Raw genomic sequence first — 18,481 nt, forward strand, 5'->3', positions numbered from 1 at the left:
AGAGGAAAGCGCGCGTGAGCGCAAGCACCGTTGTAACCCGCTTCGCGCCGAGCCCGACTGGCTTCTTGCACATCGGCGGCGCCCGAACCGCCTTGTTCAACTGGCTCTTCGCCCGCCGCCACGGTGGCAAGTTCCTGCTGCGGATCGAGGACACCGACAAGGCGCGGTCCACGGCCGAGGCGATCGACGCGATCCTCGACGGCATGCGCTGGCTCAATCTCGACTGGGACGGGCACGAATATTACCAGTCGCAATTCTGGGCACGGCACGCGGAGGTCGCGCACGAGTTGCTGGAGCGCGGTCAGGCCTATCGCTGTTACATGACCCCAGAGGAGTTGCGTGCCGAGCGCGAGAAGGCGCAGGCGGAGCGGCGGCCGTTCCGTATCAACAGTCCGTGGCGAGACCGCCCGGATGGCCCGGCGTCCGACGCCCAATATGTGATCCGCCTCAAAGCACCGCGCGATGGCGAGTCCGTCATCGCGGACAAGGTGCAAGGCCGGGTCACCGTCCAGAACAGCGAACTCGACGACTTCATCCTGCTCCGGTCCGACGGAACGCCGACCTATATGCTCGCTGTGGTCGTCGACGACCACGACATGGGCGTCACCCACGTCATTCGCGGCGACGACCATCTCAACAACGCCTTCCGCCAGCGGGCGATCATTCACGCAATGGGGTGGCCGGAGCCGACCTATGCCCATGTCCCCCTGATCCACGGTCAGGACGGAGCCAAGCTATCCAAGCGCCACGGTGCGCTCGGCGTCGACGCCTACCGCGACGAGCTCGGCATCTTGCCCGAAGCCCTGTCGAATTACTTGCTGCGGCTCGGTTGGGGGCATGGAGACGATGAGATCATCAGCCGCGAACAGGCGACCGAATGGTTCGACCTGGACCATGTCGGCCGGTCTCCCAGCCGGTTCGACACGAAGAAGCTGGAGAACCTCAACGGGCATTATCTCCGGCAGGCGGAGGACTCCCGGCTGGCCGCGATGGTCGCCGAGCGCCGCGGCGGGTTGGCGCCCGCTGAGCTCGAGCTGCTCGAGCGGGCGATGCCGGAGCTGAAGGCCCGGGCCAAGGACCTCAACGAACTCGCCGGCGCGTCGGAATTCCTGTTCGCGACGAGGCCGCTGGCGATGGAACCCGCCGCCGCTGCATTGCTGACCGATGATGCGCGGCGCAACCTCAACCTCGTCCATGCGGCCCTGGCGGCTTTGGGCGACTGGACGCACGACGGCACCGAAGCCGCGGTGAAGCAGGTGGCGGCCCAACTGGACCTGAAGCTTGGCAAGCTGGCCCAGCCGCTTCGCGCCGCCCTGACCGGCAGGACTACCAGCCCGGGCATCTTTGACGTGCTCGTGCTTCTGGGGCAGGGCGAGAGCCTGGCCCGCATTCAAGATCAGATGATGGAGCAAGCTTGATGTCCGACGTGAACGCCAACCTGACATTTGCCGACAAACAGGTCGACCTTCCCGTCCTGTCCGGCAGCGTTGGTCCGGACGTGCTCGATATCAGGAAGCTGTACGGTCAGACCGGCGCCTTCACCTATGATCCGGGCTTCACCTCGACCGCCAGCTGCCGCAGCGCGATTACCTATATCGACGGCGAGGAGGGCATTCTCCTGCACCGCGGCTATCCGATCGACCAGCTGGCGGAGCAGTCGAGCTTCCCCGAAGTGAGCTATCTGCTGCTGCATGGCGAGCTGCCGACCCAGGCCGAGCTGGACAAGTTCACCTACACGATCACGCGCCACACCATGCTGCACGAGCAGTTGGCGATGTTCTTCCGTGGGTTCCGCCGGGACGCCCATCCGATGGCGATCATGTGCGGCGTGGTCGGCGCCCTGTCTGCATTCTATCACGACAGCACGGACATCACCGATCCCAAGCAGCGCGAAATCGCGTCCCACCGGTTGATCGCCAAGATGCCGACCATCGCGGCGATGGCGCACAAATACAGCATCGGGCAGCCGTTCCTCTATCCGGACAACACGCTCAGCTACACCGGCAATTTCCTGCGGATGACGTTCGGCGTTCCGGCCGAGAAATATGTCGTCAACCCGATCATCGAGCGGGCGATGGACCGGATCTTCATCCTCCATGCCGACCATGAGCAGAATGCGTCGACCTCCACCGTTCGTCTGGCGGGATCTTCCGGCGCCAATCCTTTCGCGTGCATCGCGGCCGGCATCGCCTGCCTGTGGGGTCCGGCCCACGGTGGCGCCAATGAAGCGGCGCTCAACATGCTGCGCGAGATTGGTCGTCCGGAGCGCATCCCGGAATACATCGACCGGGCCAAGGACAAGGACGATCCTTTCCGCCTGATGGGCTTCGGGCACCGGGTCTACAAGAACTATGACCCGCGCGCGAAGGTCATGCAGCAGACCGCCGAGGAGGTGCTGAAGGAGCTCAACATCTCCGACCCGGTGCTGGATACGGCCCGCGAGCTGGAACAGATCGCACTCAACGACCCGTACTTCATCGAGAAGAAGCTCTACCCGAACGTCGATTTCTATTCGGGCGTGATCCTCAACGCGATCGGCTTTCCGACCGAGATGTTCACGGCGCTGTTCGCTCTGGCCCGCACGGTCGGATGGGTCGCGCAGTGGAACGAGATGATCTCGGACCCCGAGCAGAAGATCGGCCGTCCGCGCCAGCTCTACACCGGCGCGGCGCACCGCGACTATGTGCCAGTGACGCAGCGCTGAGGTCTTAAGGACGCTCACTGGCGTCCGGCCGCACCCTCAGCGTGGCGGAAGGGCCAGGGTGAAGCGCGCGCCTTTGCCGGGCGCGCTGTCGAGACTGATGTCGCCCCCCATGGAGCGCGCAAGGCGGCGGGAGATGGCGAGGCCCAAGCCTGCACCTTCCTTCTTGGCGCCGGCCTGCTCAAAGGGTTCGAAAATCCGGTCGCGGTCCTTGGCGGCAATGCCCGGGCCCTGGTCGGAAATGGTAACCGACGCCCGTGAGCCGGCTTCCGCCTCGATCCGCACCAAGCTGCCTTTCGGCGAGTAGCGGACCGCATTGCCGATGAGATTGACCAAAATCTGCGTGACCGCGCGGGGCTGCCCGATCGCCGGCAGGCTGGTGACGCCCTCCAGTTCCAGCGTGACCCCCGCTTCAGCGGCCTGCGGTTGCACCAGCCCTGCCGCTTCGGCCGCAAGTGCCGCAAGGTCGATAGGTTCGACCTCCTTCGATGTGACTTCGGCCTCGCGGTTCATGTTACCGAGCACGTCGAGCAAATGACGCGCGGCAGCCGCGATGTCGGCCGCATAACCTGCATAGTCGCTGCGGAGCGGGCCTTCCGCCTTGTCGGAGATACGGCCCGCCTCCGACATGATGATGTCGATCGGCTCGCGGAGCAGATCGCCCCACTCGGCGTCGGCCGGTAATGCTGCTCCGGGCTTGCCGACCCGGGCGACGGCGCTCCCCCGATAACCGGCGAAGGCGCCGTCCGTCTCCAGCGGGTCAGCGGACAGGATGAAAACCGTCCCGTCGCGAGTGGTGGCAAGCTGACCCTCGAAGCTGATGCGCGAGGCGAGGGCTGTAAGCAGCGGAAGCTCGCCGTGGTCGTCTGCCTGCAGATGGAGCAGCCGGGTGAGAGGTATTCCCACACTCCCGTCGGCCCCAGCCCCGAGTTGACGGGCAACGCCGGGAGCCAACCGCACGATCCGCAATTGCGCGTCCAATTCGAAAGCAGAGGCCTCTTCGCCAACCGAATCGGGCCGGGCGGCAGGAAGCTGACCCCAACGCAGGGACGGTGCCGGCCGTTCTGCCCAGCGCTCGATGATGAGACGAACCTGGTCGGCGTCAGGTTCGACGCGGACCCACAAATCAAGCTCCGCATTGGCTGTTCCGGCGAGGGCCGGGCGCGATAGTTTGATATCGAGCTTGCGTGCCAGCCGTACGAGCGCGGCAAGTTGCGGAACCGCGAGCGGGCTGCCGACGGAGCCGCCGGCTTCCTGCTGGAGCCGCGCGAGCGGCGGGTCGGCACTGGCTAACCGCCCGTCCCGATCGACCGATCCCCGAACCGGCAGGACGATCGCCTCAGCCATGATCCGTCAGAGCCTGGAGTGCCTGCGCAAAGTCGGGCGGCTGCCGCAGGACCCCGCGCCACAGCGGGAGGTCGGCTTCCGCGAGGTCTCCGAACGCGTCGATCTCCGTCGCTGGGTCCAGGGCGCCCGCGGTGACCGCCAATGCGGCCATGACTGCCGCCGCCACCTCCCGCGGCTGCCCCGCCAGCCGAAGAAGGACCCCCATGTCACCTGGCCGGAACGGTGGCATGAGCATCGTCCAGGCGGCCTGTCCTCCGATCCCCGCCAGCCTCGCCAGGGCCTCCGCCAGCAACCCGACCTCACCCGCGCTCGCAAGCTGAGTGAGCAGTTGGCCATTCAGCCGGCCAGCGCTTTCCAAGGCAATCACAAGGCGCGTCTCCAAGGCATGAAGACGCTGACCCTCGTCGTGCCGGCTGAGGACGTCGACAGCCGCGGCAATCATGCTTTCGTCGTGCCCGGGCACGCGCGTCGCGAGTTCGGCGGCGATCGCATAGCTGAGATGGACGGCCGTTTCCGCCTCGCAGTCGTTGATTTCCAGTCCCGACCGGCCAAACCGGTCGGTGGCACCAGCACGGGCGAGGACGACCGCCATCGCCGCGGCGGCCACGGCCGGGACCGCATCGGCGGTGAACGCTTGCAGCGGACCCTCCGCCGCATGGATCGAATCTCGAACCCGGACCTCCTCCGCGCGCCGCAGCAGCAGTTCGATCAGCTTGGGAGCGTGAAGCAGCCGGGCGCGGCGCAGTCGGTCGACGATCTGTGCCGGCGACGCATCGGTCCGGTCCGCAATCTCCGGTGGCAGGCGCACGCGAATTTCGTCCGCGAGGGTCTCGACGAGGCCAAGCAGCATGGCGCTCATCAGGGCCCGTGCCTGCTCCGTCAGTCGCTCGTCGGGATCGAGAAGGAAATCGGTGGTCACGGTCGCGAGGCGTCGTCCGCCATCGCCCGCACGCGCGTGGTCGTTTACCCGGACGGCCGCCGGAGCAGCATTCGGCCTGTTAGGCGCCATGCGGCCAGCGTTAGATGATTTAAGTTAACGCGTCCTCAATCCCGCTGAATACGGTGGACCCAGTGCTGGCTGAGGAAAAAGCTGATGGTGGCATACAGCGCCAGGAAGGCGATGAGGCCGGTCCACCAACCAAACGCGGCGAAGGGCAAGGACGCGACCACTGCGGGCCGCCAGCCAAACAGCCAGGTTTCGAATGGTGGGGACGGGCAGCCGGCCAGTTCGATCCGCTGCGCCTCGGCGAAGGCGATGGCGGCCAGCGCCGAAGCGAATGCGCCCCACCCTCCACCATGCCGCGACTCCCACCATCCCAGCGCAAGCAGAGCAAGACCGCCGGCGGGCCACAGCAGGCGCCGCGCCATCAGACCGGTCGGAAGCGGCTGCAGACGAAGCTGACCCAAGCGCTCGGCGATCAGGTCGAGCGGGCTCGCGAGCAGGAGCAGCGCAAGTCCCGGCCAATGCCACCCCCGGCTGAAGCAAAGCGCGGCGAGAAGCGTCATGCCGAGCGCGGCCAGCACCAGCCACGCCGGCCGTACAGGCGAACGCATCAACTTCTCGGTCGCAAATTCTTCGACGATCGGAAGCAGATAGCGGCTCGGCCAGTCGCGCCGGGCCTGCCGCGATGCGACCAGCAGATGTCGATCAAAGGCCTGCGGGTCGGACGCGGACGAGGCGAGGAATGGCGCCAATGCCTCATCGGCCGTAACCTGCGTCGCGCCGGCCTGGATCGTCCGCCGCAGCAGCGTCGATTGCAGGTCCCAGTCGCCCAGCATCGCGGCGGTCGACGACAGGGTGACCGCGTCGACCAGCGCGAGGCCGGCCCAGCGATGCGTGTTGTCGATGCGTTCGAACGCGGCGTGCGCCTCATTGTCCGGAACGGTCGCGACGGCCCGCTCTCCCACTGCGACCACGCGCTCAACCAATCCCATCGCCGGCGCAACGCCGTCCCCCATCTGCAGCAACAGGGAATGCGCCTCGAAGCGCGAGGCTGCTTCCGCGGCATCGCTGACCGGCACGACCGAGATTCCCTCGGCGCGAAGGCGTTCCATGGCGGCGGCGAGCGCCACGGGCACTTTTTCGACCAATACGACGATCGGTGCCGCACCGGCGGCGGCCGCGCAGCGCGCCTGATATTCGATCAGGGTTCGGCCGGCGAGCGGCTGCAGGGCGGCAAGACTGCCAGCCGAATCCTCCTGGTAGGCCCCGATCAGGGCGCCAAGCGTCATGCAAAAACCCTCCCCACCGTTGCTCTCTTGCATGCTTCCGCTGGCGGGCAAAGATGGTAAACTCCCTCCCATGATCGCTCAGCCGCAGCGCGCCGAACCGGTGCTTGAACCCCTGGAGCTCACGCCGGCACAGGAGTTCGTGCCTGACGACGGCTACGCTGCCGCCGACGCCGGCTATGAGAGCGAAAGTGAAACGGGTGCCGGGGGCAGGCAGGTTCTCGGCTGGTCGCTTTCCGCGCTGGCGCTGCTGTGGATCGGGTTCGTGGCATGGTCTGCGGGCACGTCCCTGGGGGGCCAGGCAATCAGCGCAGCAGTGATCGCACAGTGGCTGGCCGTCGCCGCCGGCCCGCTGGCGCTGCTGGGCCTGGGCTGGCTGCTGTTCGGGCGCACCCGCCGGCGGGAGGCGGAGCGTTTCACGCACGCCGTTCAACGCATGCAGACCGAAGCGCGCGGGCTGGAAGGCCTGCTCAGCGTTCTTCGGCAGCGGATCGACGAGGAACAGTCCGCGCTGGCCAAGATGGCCGAGCGAATGATGCGCCTTGGTGACGAGACGAGCCACCGATTGCATGGCATTACGCGCGAATTCGAGGGCGGTGCAGAGGTGCTTGCAAGGCAAGGAATTGCGCTCGACCGGGCAGCGGAGAATGCGCGGAGCGACATCGGCGTCCTGCTCCAGGATTTGCCGCGCGCCGAAGCGAGCGCACGGGCCATGGCGGAGGAACTGCGCGGATCGGGTCTGCAGGCCAGCAGCCAGGCCTCGCAGCTGGAAGCACAGCTTCACAACATCGCGGTCCGGGCGCGCGAGGCAGACGAAAGCGTCGGCGGCGCTGCACAACGGCTGGTCGCCCACCTTACCCAGATCGAGAGCGCCGGCGGCGCCGCCGCCATTCGCGTATCCGAGGCAGCCTCGGCGAGCTCGGCGGACGTCGACGCCTTGCTGGAACGGGCCTCGCACGCCCTCGGTGAGATCCGCCAGGGTATCGATGTCCAGTCGGCCGCCGTCGCCGCGCTGGTGGATCAGGCCGCCGCTGGAATGAGCCGGGCGGGCGTCGATACCGCCCAAGCGCTGGGCGAGCGGCTCGGCGCGGCCGGAACCTCGCTGGACCAGCTGTCATCTCGCCTGGCGGAGCAGGATCGGGCCGCCCAGTCGCTGGTCGCGGGCATCGAGCGCAGCCTGGCCGATCTGGACCAGCGGTTCGTCGATCTTGCCGCCGAAGGAGACCTGCGAGCCGCCAGCATTGCAACATCGATCGGCCGGGTACGCGGCGAGCTCGACAATCTGGCGCAACAGGCAGCCTCCAGCGACGGCTCCCTGGAAAATCTCAGCAAGCGCACCGAAACGCTACGGAATGCGCTTGGCACGCTCCACAGCGATCTGGGCGACCGGCTGTCGACTGCTCTCGGCGATGCGGAAGGCGGGGCGGAGCGCCTGCTTGCAGCCGTTCAGGCCGCCCGGCCCCAGGTCGACTGGATGCACGAAGCGGTTGGCCAGGCAACGACAGTCCTGTCCGGTTCTGCATCGGACCTGGCCGATCAGCAGGAGCGTCTCGCCGCGCTGTTGTCCGGACTGGACGAGGGCGTCGGGACCGCGGAAAAGCGGCTTGCCGCGCTGTCCCAAGCTATCGCCAGCGCGGAGGCGGACGCGGCCCGGCTGCAGGCCGAAACCGCGCCTGCACTCGTCCAGGCCATGGTTCAGGTACGCGAAGCGTCGGCCCATGCTGCCGACCGGGCGCGGGAGGCTATCGCGGCCGTTATCCCCGACAGCGCCGAACAATTCTCGGCCCAGACCCGTGCGGTCCTGGAGCAGGTCGTGCGCGACACGGTGCGCGACCAACTCACCGAAGTGGAGGCCGCCGCCTCCCGGGCCGTTGAAGCCGCCCGGACTGCTTCGGACCGCCTCACCGCCCAGCTACTTACCATCGGCCAGACGGCAACCGCGCTCGAGACGCATATCGAGCGGCGTGAGCAGGCCAGCCAGGCGGCTGACAGCGAGGCCTTCGCACGGCGCACGGCCATGCTGATCGATTCGATGAACTCGGCCGCGATCGACGTCGGCAAGATCCTGTCCGACGAGGTCGATGAACGGGCCTGGACCAGCTATCTGAAGGGCGATCGCGGCGTATTCACTCGTCGCGCGGTGCGCCTGCTCGGTAACAGCGAATCACGCGCGTTGTCGGCGCACTATGAGCAGGACGGTGAATTCCAGGCCGCCTCCAATCGCTTCGTGCATGACTTCGAAGCCATGCTGCGCAGGGTCTTGGCGGAGCGGGACGGTGGACCGATGGCGGTCACCCTGATGTCCAGCGACATGGGCAAGCTTTATGCGGCGCTGGCGCAAATCGTGGAGAAGCGCCGCTAACACTAGTGGTAGAAGTCCAGGTCTTCAGCGGTGATCCAGCCAAAAATGAAGTTGAGGTAATATAAGGCGAATACGCCGAGCGCGATCACCGCCGCGCGAAGCAGGTGGCGCTTGAGGTCGAAGCGATGCGGCGCGCTGTCCGCTTGCCCCGCCACACGCGATGCGCCGACCTCTTCGTCCGTCCTCACCCCGAACGGCAGCATGAGGAACGCCACCCCGACGAAGAACAGGAAATAGATGGCGAGCGCTGATCCCCAATTCACGGGCGGATCACCAACACTTCCACCATTGGCTTCTTGCCCGTCCACAGCGTGGCGCAACGCCGGACTGCCAGGCGAACGGTTTCGCGCAACTTGTCCTCGGCGAGACCGGGCTCCACGGCTCGGGCCGCGGTGGCAACGGCATCGCGAATGAAATCATCCCGATCCGCTTCCACCGGAACTCCAACTGGCTTCACGACCGGCTGTCCGAGCAGCTTGCCGCGTTGATCAAGCGCAATGCTAACGGCGATCACGCCCTGAAATGCGAGCTTGCGGCGCTCGTTCATGGTCGAGCCGTCCGCCGGGAGGATCACATCGCCGTCGAGCACCAACCGCCCGACCCGTTCCTCGCCGAGCTTCTTTGGAATTCCCGGAGCGAGGCGAATGAGGTCGCCGTTTTCCTGCACCAGCGATGCCGGGACTCCGTTGGCAAGTGCCAGCCGCGCCTGTTCAAGCATGTGGCGGCGCTCTCCATGGACCGGGACCAGCAACTCCGGGCGAATCCAATGATACATTTTCACGAGTTCTGGCCGTCCGGGATGGCCCGAGACATGAACATGCGCCTGCCGCTCCGTCACGGTGCGAACGCCCAGTTCCGCCAGAGCGTTCATCACCCGCCCCACCGCGACTTCATTGCCGGGTATCTGGCGGGACGAGAAGATCACCGTGTCCCCCTCACCCAGCTTCAACTCATGCTGACCCGTCGCGATGCGGCCAAGGGCTGCGCGCGGCTCGCCCTGCCCGCCGGTGGCCACGACCAGCAATTCCTTGCGCGGCAGCCGCATCGCTTCGTCGTACCGGACAGGTTCGGGGAAATTGCGGAGGTAGCCGGTCGCCTTTGCCACCTTGATGTAGCGTTCGATCGAGCGGCCCGCGATCGCGACCCGCCGGCCGGATTCTTCCGCGACCTGGCCGATGGTGTGCAGCCGGGCCGCGTTGGACGCGAATGTCGTAACCAATACGCGCCCCGGCGCCTCGACGGATGCCGCCAGCAGGCCGGCGTGAACCTCCGCTTCGGAGCCCGACTCCTTGTCGGTGAAGGCGTTGGTCGAATCGCACACCATCGCCAGGATGCCGCGGTCGCCGATCGCCTTCAGCATGTCCGGCGAGGTCGGATTGCCGATGACCGGGGTCGGGTCCAGCTTCCAGTCGCCGGTATGGAACACACGGCCGACGGCCGTCTCGATCAGCAGCGCGTTGGCTTCTGGAATGGAGTGGGCCAGCGGAACCGGAGTGACACGGAACGGCCCCAGTTCCAGGACGTCGTTTGGCTGGATGAGTTTGACCGAAACCTGGCCGGTCAGTCCCTCTTCCTCCAGCTTATGTGCGATCAGGCCAGCCGTGAAGGGGGTGGCGTAAAGCGGTACGCCAAGGTCGGCGGCAAGGTAGGGGATCGCGCCGATATGGTCTTCATGGCCGTGCGTCAGGACCAGGCCGACCAGGTCCTTGCGGCGCCGCTCGATAAAATCCAGATCGGGCAGGATAAGGTCGATGCCGGGATAATCATGCTCGCCGAACGTCATGCCGCAATCGACCATCAGCCACTTGCCCTGGCAGCCGTACAGATTGACGTTCATCCCGATTTCGCCCGATCCGCCGAGCGCTAGGAAAAGCAGTTCATCCCCTGGGGTCATTGTCTTCTTTCGTGGTCACGGCCCGGTCAGGCCGCGGATGCGCTGCGATAAAGCTGGGCCAGCCCCTGGATCGTCAGGTCAGGCTCGACAGCATCGAATACGCTGGTGTGTTGTTGAAACAGAGTAGCAAGGCCCCCGGTTGCAACGACGGTAGCCGGGCGGCCGATTTCGGCCTTCACCCGTGTCGTCAGCCCTTCCAGCATGGCCACATAGCCCCAGTATATGCCCGAAAGCATCTGGCTTTGCGTGGTGCGACCGATCACCGTCGTGTCTTCCGGCGCCTCGATCGCGATGCGAGGGAGCTTGGCGGCGGCAGCAACCAGCGCATCGAGGGACAGATTGATGCCGGGCGCGATGATGCCCCCTTTGTACGCCCCGTCGGCCGCGACGACGTCCCAGGTGGTGGCGGTCCCGAAATCGATGACGATGAGGTCGCCCTGGTATTTCGCATGGGCGGCGATCGCGTTCAGCGCACGGTCGGCACCGACATTATGCGGCTCGTCGACGTCGAGCACGATCGGCCAGGCAGCGGCCCCCTGCCCAGCGATCAACGGTTCGCGACGGAAATATTTCTCGCTTAGCACCTGAAGGTTGTGCAGTGCGCGGGGTACCACCGTGCCGATGATCACGCCTTCGACCTGGTCCCGGCTGAAGCCTTCAAGTTCCAGCAGTTGATGCAGCCAGACGGAATATTGGTCGGCGGTGCGGCGCGGATCGGTGGCGATGCGCCAACGGGCGCGGATCTGCCCCGCGCCGTCCACCAGCGCGAAGACCAGGTTGGTATTGCCGGCGTCGATTGCGAGCAGCATCAGCTTGATCCTACCGTGACGTCCGCTGCGCGGATGACGCGAACCTCACCCGAGGGCAATTCCAATCGCAGGGCGCCGTCGGCTTCGAGACCGGCAAAAACGCCGTCCAGTTTCTCATCCGCTCCAGCGTGGACGCTGAGCGGGGTACCCACCTTATGGGCGCTTTCCAGCCAAAGTGCTGTGAGCGCCGGCAAATCGTTCCGCCAACGATCGAGTTCGCGAGCGAAGGCGGCGGCGAGCAACGGTGCAAACGCCTGCGGACTGACCAGGGCGACCGACGAGAGCGCCGCGGTCGGCCGATCCGGCAGATCAGGAGCGGCCTTCAGATTGACTCCGAAGCCGGCGACCACCTTGTCACCCGCCCGCTCAAGCAGGATGCCGGCAAGCTTGCCTGGACCGAGTAGCAGATCGTTCGGCCACTTGAGCATCAGCCCGGTCGCCGGTGCCGCCGTTTCGACCGCGCGGATCAGCGCAACGCCGCAAACCAGGGCCAGGCTGGGTGCGGGAGGATCCGTTTCGCGCAGCCGAACAACCGTGGATCCATGAAAGTTGCCGGTCGGGCTAGACCACTCACGACCCTGGCGCCCCCGGCCATGATCCTGAACGGCGGCGATCAGCCACTCGCCTTCCGCCGCCGTCTCGCCGCCAAGCAGGTCGCTGTTGGTCGACCCGGTCCGCTCGACGAAGTGCAGTCGGCTCAGAACACGCTCGCGGCGTTGGCGGCCATCCGCCCGATCGGCTGGATCAGCAGATAGCCCAACGGACTGATGAATATAGCGCAGGCAGCAATGAGTGTCGTCTCCAGGGGAGCGCGGGCCTTCACGAACGGCGCAGCGGGCTCGTCGAAATACATGATCTTGACGACCTTGAGGTAATAGTAAGCGCCGATCACAGTCAGCGCAGCCGCCGCGAGCGCCAGCAGCTGCAGACCAGCATCGACAGCGGCGTTGAAGACCATCAGCTTGGGCCAGAACCCGAACAGCGGCGGGATGCCGGCGAGGCTGAACATGAACATGGCCATGCCGAGCGCCAGCAACGGCCGCGTCTGCGACAGGCCGCTCAAGGACGCGAGGCTTTCGACCGGTCGTCCGTCCATGTCGCGCATGCGCATGACGCACAGAAACGCACCCAGCGTCATCACGACATAAACCAGGCTGTAGAACAGCACTGCCTGCGCCCCGCCCTGCCCGCCGGCAGCCAGGCCGACCAGTGCAAAGCCGACGTTGTTGATCGAGGAGTAGGCCAGCAGCCGCTTGATGTTGGTCTGTCCGTAAGCCGCGACCGCGCCCAGGATGATCGAGGCCAGTGCCGCGAAGATCACGATTTGCCGCCAGGAATCCGTCGCCGGCCCCATCGCGTCAAGGCAGACGCGGGTCCCCAGCAGGATGGCAGCAATCTTGGGGCCGGAAGCGAAGAAGGCGGTGACGGGCGTCGGCGCGCCTTCATAGACGTCCGGCGTCCACATATGGAATGGCACGGCCGAAATCTTGAAGGCAATCCCGGCAAGCGTGAAGACGAGGCCGAAGATCAGGCCGATGGAACCGGCGTTCTCACCCCCGAAAGCCACGGCAATGCCGGTGAAATAGGTTGTCCCGGCAAAACCGTACAGCAACGAGATGCCATAAAGCAGAATGCCCGAGGCCAGACCGCCAAGGACGAAATATTTGAGGCCCGCTTCAGCCGACCGCTCGTCATGGCGACGATAGGAGGCGAGGACATAGGCCGACAGGCTCTGCAACTCGAGGCCAACGTACAGCATCATCAAGTCGGTCGCGCTGACCATCACCGACGCACCGACGCTGCTCAACAGGATCAGCACGGGATACTCGCCGCTGTGCTCGAAGTCGCGGTCGAACCAGCCCTGCGCCATGACGATGGCCACTGCTGCCGACAGGAAGATGAGCAGCTTGCCGAAAGCGGCAAAGCCGTCCGCGGCGAACATGCCGCCGAATACCGGCCCGCTTTCCTGCGGCGCCCCGATCAGCGCAACCGAGGCAGCGATAAGGGCGGCGATGGCGCCCCAGTGCGTGATCGTCGAGCCGCGGCGGGCGAAGGCCGCGACCATCATCAGGATTATGGCGGCAGCACCGACGATCACTTCGGGCAGGATCGGAGCAAGATAGGACATCAGTGCGCGGCCTCCGCGCCGCCATGGGAAGCTTGGGCCTCGGCTGCGGCAGCGGGATTGCCGGCCGTGGGCCGGCTGTCACCGGCAGGCGCGGCCCGCTCAATCCGGGCGAGAATCCGCCCGACATCGTCGCGCATGGGCGCCATGAAGCTTTCGGGATAGACGCCCATCCACAGCACCACTGCGGCAATCGGCGCAAGCAGCGCCCATTCGCGGCGGTCGAGATCGACCATCGCCTTCGCCTCGGCAGTGCGGGCCTCGCCATAGGCGATGCGCCAGTACAGGTAGAGCATGTAGGCCGCGCCGAGGATGATTCCGGTGGTCGCGAAGATCGCGCCCCAGGTCGACACGGCATAGGTGCCCATCATGGCCAGGAATTCGCCGACGAAGCCGCTGGTCCCCGGAAGCCCAACCGCGGCCATGGTAAAGAGTAGGAACAACAGCGCATAGCCCGGCATGTTGTTGGCAAGTCCACCATATCTGGCGATCTCACGGGTGTGCATCCGGTCGTAGATCACGCCGACGCACAGGAAAAGCGCACCGGAAACGAGGCCGTGGCTGAGCATGACGATCAGCGCGCCTTCGATCCCCTGGCGATTGAAGGCAAACAGGCCGAAGGTGACGAAGGCCATATGCGCCACGGACGAGTAAGCGATCAGCTTCTTCATGTCCTGCTGCACCAGCGCAACGAGACTGGTGTAGACCACCGCCACCGAACTCAACCCAAACACCAGCGGCAGGAAGGTCGCGCTCGCCTCCGGAAACATCGGCAGGCTGAAGCGAATGAAACCATAGCCGCCCATCTTCAACAGCACCCCGGCAAGGATCACCGAGCCTGCTGTCGGCGCCTGGACGTGGGCGTCGGGCAGCCAGGTATGCACCGGCCACATTGGCATCTTCACCGCAAAGGATGCGAAGAAGGCGAGCCACAGCCAGTATTGCAGGCTGGGCGCGAAATCGGTCGCCATCAGCGTCGGGATATCGCCGGTACCCGCCTCGGCGATCATCACCAGCATGGCAATCAGCATCAGGACCGAGCCGAGCAGCGTGTAAAGGAAGAACTTGTAGCTGGCCTTGATCCGCTCGGCCCCGCCCCAGATGCCGATGATCAGATACATCGGGATCAGGCCGCCCTCGAAGAAGATGTAGAACAGCAGCAGATCCTGCGCCGCGAAAACGCCGATCATCAGCGCCTCCATCAACAGGAAGGCTGCCATATACTCCGGCACCCGCTTCTCGATCGCTCGCCAGCTTGCGCCGATGCAGATCGGCATCAGGAACACGCTGAGCATGATTAGCATCAAGGCGATGCCGTCGATGCCGAGCGCCCAGTTGAGGTATTGACCGCCCAGCGGGACGCTTTCCACGAACTGCCACTGCGGTCCGCCAGGGACATAGGCCGACCAAAGCACGATGCCGAGCGCGAGCTCGGCCAGGGTCGCCCCCAACGCAATCCAGCGCGCTCCGTCAGCGCGCACGAACATGCAGGCGAGTGCCGCCAACAGCGGCAACGCGATCATCACCGAAAGAATGGGAAAGCCGTCCATTACCGCGTCATCGCCCAGGTCGCCGCGGCGACGAGGCCAAGCAGCATGATCAATGCATAGGAGTTGAGGTAGCCGGACTGCAGCCGCGCCGTGATGCGGTTGCCGACGCCGACAGCATAAGCCGCGCCGTGCGGGCCGAAGCGGTCGATCGTCTGTTCGTCACCGCGCTTCCAGAACAGTCGGCCCAGCCACAATGACGGGCGAACGAAGATGCGATCGTACAGTTCGTCGAAATACCACTTCTTCATCAGGAAGGTGTGGAGACCGCCGGTCGCTGCGACGATCCGCGCGGGGGTACCCGGTGACCGGATGTAGCTAATCCAGGCTAGCGACAGACCGATCAGCATCACGACGAATGGCGTGAGCTTGACCCAGGTCGCAACTTCATGAGCCTCGTGAACCAGGTGTTCGTCGTGCACCAGGCTCCCGGCCCAGAAGCGAGCGCCCTCTTCGACACCAAAGAACGGATAGTAGAAGGCGAACCCGGCAAACACCGCACCAAGGCTGAGCACGCCGAGAGGCACCAGCATGGACCAGGGACTCTCGTGCGGATGGTAGCCGGCGGTGCCGACCTGCGGAGAAGCGACCGCGTGCGAGCTATCGCCGTGCTCCTCGTCAGGATGGTCGTGGTGACCGTGCACCGCATGCTGGATGTGCTCGCTGCCGGCCCAGCGCGCCTGGCCGAAGAAGGTCAGGAAGATCAGCCGCCAGGAATAGAAGCTCGTCAGCAAAGCGGTGAAAGCGCCGACCCAGAAGGCGATCGTGCCCGGTACCGTTCCCGCTGCGAAGGCACTTTCCAGAATGGCGTCTTTCGAGAAAAAGCCAGCGAAACCGAAATAGGTGAGCGGGATACCAACTCCGGTAATCGCCAGCGTGCCGATCACCATCGCCCAGAACGTCAGCGGAATCTCCTTCCGAAGCGCACCGTAGTAGCGCATGTCCTGCTCATGGTGCATGGCGTGGATCACCGAGCCCGCGCCCAGGAACAGCAGCGCCTTGAAGAAGGCGTGCGTGAACAGATGGAACATCGCTGCGCCGTAAGCACCCACGCCGGCGGCGAAGAACATGAAGCCAAGCTGCGAACAGGTGGAGTAAGCGATCACCCGCTTGATGTCGTTCTGCACCAGTCCGACCGTTGCCGCGAACAGTGCAGTTGCAAGGCCGATGTAGGTGACGAGATTCAGCGCCGTCTCGCTGGTTTCGAACATCGGCGACAGGCGGCAGACCATGAAGACGCCCGCGGTCACCATCGTCGCTGCGTGAATCAACGCCGACACCGGGGTCGGCCCCTCCATCGCGTCTGGCAACCAGGTATGCAGGCCAAGCTGTGCCGACTTGCCCATCGCGCCGATGAATAACAGGATGCAGAGCAGCGTCATCGTGTCGACCCGCAGACCCGCAAAGCCGATGGTCGATCCCGCCATGCCGGGCGCCGCGGCGAGGATCGCCGGGATCGACACGGTGCCGAACACCAGGAAGGTGCCAAAGATCCCGAGCGAAAAGCCGAAGTCGCCGACCCGGTTGACCACGAACGCCTTCATCGCCGCCGCGTTGGCGCTCGGCTTGTGGTACCAGAAGCCGATCAGAAGGTAGGAGGCGAGGCCGACTCCCTCCCAGCCGAAGAACATCTGGATGAGGCTGTCGGCCGTGACCAGCATCAGCATGGCGAAGGTGAACAGCGAAAGATAGGCGAAGAACCGCGACTGGCTCGGGTCCTCCTCCATATAGCCCCAGCTGTAGAGGTGGACGAGGCTGGACACAGTGGTCACCACCACCAGCATGACCGCCGTCAGCGCATCGACCCGCAGCGTCCAGTCGACCTGCAGATCGCCCGAGCGGATCCAGTCGAGCACCGGGACCACGGTCGCCTGGGCATCGCAGCTGAGAAACGCAAGAAAGATCGGCCAGCTCAGCGCCGCCGAAACGAACAGGGCGCCGGTCGTGATGATCTTGGCGGCGAAACTGCCGATGACGCGCCCGCCGAGGCCGGCGACCATGGCCGCCAGCAAAGGCAGGAAAACGATGAGGATGATGGAATTCATGCTTACCCGCGCATCTGGTCGGCGGCGTCGATGGCGATGCTGCCGCGCCGGCGGAAGAAGATGACCATGATGGCCAGGCCGATCGCCGCCTCGGCGGCGGCCACGGTCAGCACGAACATGGCGAACACCTGCCCCTTCATGTCACCGAGGTAGGCGGAGAAGGCGACGAGGTTGATGTTTACCGACAAGAGCAACAGCTCGATCGCCATCAGCATCAGAATCACGTTGCGGCGATTGAGGAAGATGCCGAGTACGCCAATCACGAACAGGATCGCGGCGACGGTCAGGAGGTGGGCAAGACCGATCATAGCGTCATCCCCTCGCCAACTGCCGGATTCGCGTTGCGCGTCGCATCCTCCGGACGGCGTCCGATCTGCCGGCTCGCGTTCTGACCGCGAGCATCGCCCCGGCTGCGGTGCGTGAGGACGATTGCGCCGATCATGGCGACCAGCAGGATCAGGCCGGCCAATTCGAATGGAAGCAGGTAGCGACTATAAAGCTCGACCCCCAACGCTTCGATATTGGGCACTGGGTTGGCAGCGGGGGCCCCGCCCGGCCCCGCCAGTACCGGACCGGCCTGGCGTGCACTGATCGCGATCACGATCTCGGCCAGCAGGACGATGGCGATCAGCAATCCGAACGGCAGGTTGCGATTGAAGCCGCTGCGCAACTGCGAGAAATCGATGTCGAGCATCATCACCACGAACAGGAACAGAACTGCGACGGCACCGACGTAGACGATGACGAGCAGCATCGCGATGAACTCGGCGCCAACCAGCAGCATCAGTCCCGCCGCGTTGAAGAAGGCCAGGATCAGCCACAGCACGGAGTGGACCGGGTTGCGCGCGAAGATCACCAGCACCGCCGAGGTGATGGTTACGGTCGCGAACAGGTAAAAGGCGAGAAGGGCGATCATGAGGGGTTGGCGGGCCGCTTAACGGTAGGGCGCATCGGCGGCAAGGTTCGCCGCGATGGCTGCCTCCCACCGATCGCCGTTGGCGAGCAGTTTCGCCTTGTCGTAGAGCAATTCCTCGCGAGTTTCTGTGGAAAACTCGAGGTTCGGCGTCTCAACGATGGCGTCGACCGGACAGGCTTCCTGACACAGGCCGCAATAGATGCACTTGACCATGTCGATGTCGTAGCGGGTCGTGCGGCGGCTGCCGTCCTCGCGCGGTTCGGCCTCGATGGTGATCGCCAGCGCCGGACACACCGCCTCGCACAGCTTGCAGGCAATGCAGCGCTCTTCCCCGTTGGGGTAGCGACGCAACGCATGCTCACCGCGAAAGCGCGGGCCCTGCGGAGTCTTCTCGTACGGGTAGTTGATCGTCGCCTTGGGCTTGAAGAAATACTTCAAGGTGAGGGCGTGCGCCTTCACGAATTCCCACAGGGTGAACGACTTGATCCACTGCGCGGCATTCATGG

The 18,481-nt window shown here is 65.2% G+C and carries 16 protein-coding genes; 3 read left to right on the plus strand and 13 right to left on the minus strand.

The window, feature by feature from the left end; translation table 11 throughout:
• The first annotated feature begins 14 nt into the window (after nucleotides 1-14).
• A complete protein-coding gene (gltX, locus tag AC4GYS_RS10905) occupies nucleotides 15-1,418 on the plus strand; it encodes a glutamate--tRNA ligase (protein ID WP_491109102.1) in 1,404 nt (467 codons plus the stop codon).
• Entirely contained in the window at nucleotides 1,418-2,704 is a 1,287-nt protein-coding gene (locus AC4GYS_RS10910) for a citrate synthase (RefSeq protein WP_491109103.1), read from the plus strand. Before gltX ends, AC4GYS_RS10910 begins: the two co-directional genes overlap by 1 nt.
• Before the next feature lie 36 nt (nucleotides 2,705-2,740).
• On the opposite strand, the gene AC4GYS_RS10915 is transcribed toward AC4GYS_RS10910, so the two are convergent.
• The 3 genes from AC4GYS_RS10915 to AC4GYS_RS10925 all read right to left on the minus strand — a co-directional run bounded on the left by AC4GYS_RS10915 (nucleotide 2,741) and on the right by AC4GYS_RS10925 (nucleotide 6,280).
• Nucleotides 2,741-4,048 (minus strand): sensor histidine kinase, encoded by a 1,308-nt coding sequence (locus AC4GYS_RS10915; protein ID WP_491109104.1) that lies wholly within the window; start codon nucleotides 4,046-4,048, stop codon nucleotides 2,741-2,743.
• Nucleotides 4,041-4,967: a hypothetical protein gene (locus AC4GYS_RS10920; protein WP_491109105.1), complete on the minus strand. Its 927-nt coding sequence runs from the start codon at nucleotides 4,965-4,967 to the stop codon at nucleotides 4,041-4,043. Before AC4GYS_RS10920 ends, AC4GYS_RS10915 begins: the two co-directional genes overlap by 8 nt.
• A gap of 125 nt (nucleotides 4,968-5,092) precedes the next feature.
• Nucleotides 5,093-6,280 (minus strand): hypothetical protein, encoded by a 1,188-nt coding sequence (locus tag AC4GYS_RS10925; RefSeq protein WP_491109106.1) that lies wholly within the window; start codon nucleotides 6,278-6,280, stop codon nucleotides 5,093-5,095.
• 70 nt (nucleotides 6,281-6,350) lie between these two features.
• On the opposite strand from AC4GYS_RS10925, the gene AC4GYS_RS10930 reads away from it, so the two are divergent.
• Nucleotides 6,351-8,639, plus strand: a complete 2,289-nt coding sequence (locus tag AC4GYS_RS10930) for a coiled-coil domain-containing protein (RefSeq protein WP_491109107.1) — start codon at nucleotides 6,351-6,353, stop codon at nucleotides 8,637-8,639.
• A gap of 2 nt (nucleotides 8,640-8,641) precedes the next feature.
• Here the strand turns inward: AC4GYS_RS10930 and AC4GYS_RS10935 are convergent, their stop codons facing one another.
• From AC4GYS_RS10935 to nuoI, 10 genes are read right to left on the minus strand one after another with little or no spacing between them, the layout of a single operon-like run.
• On the minus strand, nucleotides 8,642-8,902 hold the full coding sequence (locus AC4GYS_RS10935; protein ID WP_491109108.1) for a DUF1467 family protein: 261 nt from the start codon (nucleotides 8,900-8,902) through the stop codon (nucleotides 8,642-8,644).
• On the minus strand, nucleotides 8,899-10,533 hold the full coding sequence (locus AC4GYS_RS10940; protein WP_491109109.1) for a ribonuclease J: 1,635 nt from the start codon (nucleotides 10,531-10,533) through the stop codon (nucleotides 8,899-8,901). The genes AC4GYS_RS10935 and AC4GYS_RS10940 overlap by 4 nt, the downstream gene beginning before the upstream one ends.
• A gap of 26 nt (nucleotides 10,534-10,559) precedes the next feature.
• Nucleotides 10,560-11,342: a type III pantothenate kinase gene (locus AC4GYS_RS10945; protein WP_491109110.1), complete on the minus strand. Its 783-nt coding sequence runs from the start codon at nucleotides 11,340-11,342 to the stop codon at nucleotides 10,560-10,562.
• Nucleotides 11,342-12,124 (minus strand): biotin--[acetyl-CoA-carboxylase] ligase, encoded by a 783-nt coding sequence (locus AC4GYS_RS10950; protein WP_491109410.1) that lies wholly within the window; start codon nucleotides 12,122-12,124, stop codon nucleotides 11,342-11,344. Before AC4GYS_RS10950 ends, AC4GYS_RS10945 begins: the two co-directional genes overlap by 1 nt.
• Complete coding sequence (gene nuoN / locus AC4GYS_RS10955) at nucleotides 12,040-13,470, minus strand: NADH-quinone oxidoreductase subunit NuoN (RefSeq protein ID WP_491109111.1); 1,431 nt, start codon at nucleotides 13,468-13,470, stop codon at nucleotides 12,040-12,042. The genes AC4GYS_RS10950 and nuoN overlap by 85 nt, the downstream gene beginning before the upstream one ends.
• Nucleotides 13,470-15,017, minus strand: coding sequence for an NADH-quinone oxidoreductase subunit M (locus AC4GYS_RS10960; RefSeq protein WP_491109112.1), 1,548 nt, complete (start codon nucleotides 15,015-15,017; stop codon nucleotides 13,470-13,472). The genes nuoN and AC4GYS_RS10960 overlap by 1 nt, the downstream gene beginning before the upstream one ends.
• Nucleotides 15,017-17,059: an NADH-quinone oxidoreductase subunit L gene (nuoL, locus tag AC4GYS_RS10965; protein WP_491109113.1), complete on the minus strand. Its 2,043-nt coding sequence runs from the start codon at nucleotides 17,057-17,059 to the stop codon at nucleotides 15,017-15,019. Before nuoL ends, AC4GYS_RS10960 begins: the two co-directional genes overlap by 1 nt.
• A 2-nt stretch (nucleotides 17,060-17,061) precedes the next feature.
• Nucleotides 17,062-17,367, minus strand: a complete 306-nt coding sequence (nuoK, locus tag AC4GYS_RS10970; protein WP_491109114.1) for an NADH-quinone oxidoreductase subunit NuoK — start codon at nucleotides 17,365-17,367, stop codon at nucleotides 17,062-17,064.
• Entirely contained in the window at nucleotides 17,364-17,975 is a 612-nt protein-coding gene (locus AC4GYS_RS10975) for an NADH-quinone oxidoreductase subunit J (RefSeq protein WP_491109115.1), read from the minus strand. The genes nuoK and AC4GYS_RS10975 overlap by 4 nt, the downstream gene beginning before the upstream one ends.
• Nucleotides 17,976-17,993: 18 nt before the next feature.
• Nucleotides 17,994-18,479, minus strand: coding sequence for an NADH-quinone oxidoreductase subunit NuoI (nuoI, locus tag AC4GYS_RS10980; RefSeq protein ID WP_491109116.1), 486 nt, complete (start codon nucleotides 18,477-18,479; stop codon nucleotides 17,994-17,996).
• Between the last annotated feature and the right edge of the window lie 2 nt (nucleotides 18,480-18,481).

The sequence above is a fragment of the Sphingomonas sp. SP1 genome (genome assembly GCF_058313395.1).

Excerpts from the sequence above, each read along its gene's own strand:
- AC4GYS_RS10910 (WP_491109103.1), top strand. The coding sequence starts at position 1,418 with ATGTCCGACGTGAACGCCAACCTGACATTTGCCGACAAACAGGTCGAC.
- AC4GYS_RS10915 (WP_491109104.1), bottom strand. The coding sequence starts at position 4,048 with ATGGCTGAGGCGATCGTCCTGCCGGTTCGGGGATCGGTCGATCGGGAC.
- AC4GYS_RS10925 (WP_491109106.1), bottom strand. The coding sequence starts at position 6,280 with ATGACGCTTGGCGCCCTGATCGGGGCCTACCAGGAGGATTCGGCTGGC.
- AC4GYS_RS10930 (WP_491109107.1), top strand. The coding sequence starts at position 6,351 with ATGATCGCTCAGCCGCAGCGCGCCGAACCGGTGCTTGAACCCCTGGAG.
- AC4GYS_RS10940 (WP_491109109.1), bottom strand. The coding sequence starts at position 10,533 with ATGACCCCAGGGGATGAACTGCTTTTCCTAGCGCTCGGCGGATCGGGC.
- AC4GYS_RS10945 (WP_491109110.1), bottom strand. The coding sequence starts at position 11,342 with ATGCTGCTCGCAATCGACGCCGGCAATACCAACCTGGTCTTCGCGCTG.
- nuoN (WP_491109111.1), bottom strand. The coding sequence starts at position 13,470 with ATGTCCTATCTTGCTCCGATCCTGCCCGAAGTGATCGTCGGTGCTGCC.
- AC4GYS_RS10960 (WP_491109112.1), bottom strand. The coding sequence starts at position 15,017 with ATGGACGGCTTTCCCATTCTTTCGGTGATGATCGCGTTGCCGCTGTTG.
- nuoL (WP_491109113.1), bottom strand. The coding sequence starts at position 17,059 with ATGAATTCCATCATCCTCATCGTTTTCCTGCCTTTGCTGGCGGCCATG.
- nuoK (WP_491109114.1), bottom strand. The coding sequence starts at position 17,367 with ATGATCGGTCTTGCCCACCTCCTGACCGTCGCCGCGATCCTGTTCGTG.
- AC4GYS_RS10975 (WP_491109115.1), bottom strand. The coding sequence starts at position 17,975 with ATGATCGCCCTTCTCGCCTTTTACCTGTTCGCGACCGTAACCATCACC.
- nuoI (WP_491109116.1), bottom strand. The coding sequence starts at position 18,479 with ATGAATGCCGCGCAGTGGATCAAGTCGTTCACCCTGTGGGAATTCGTG.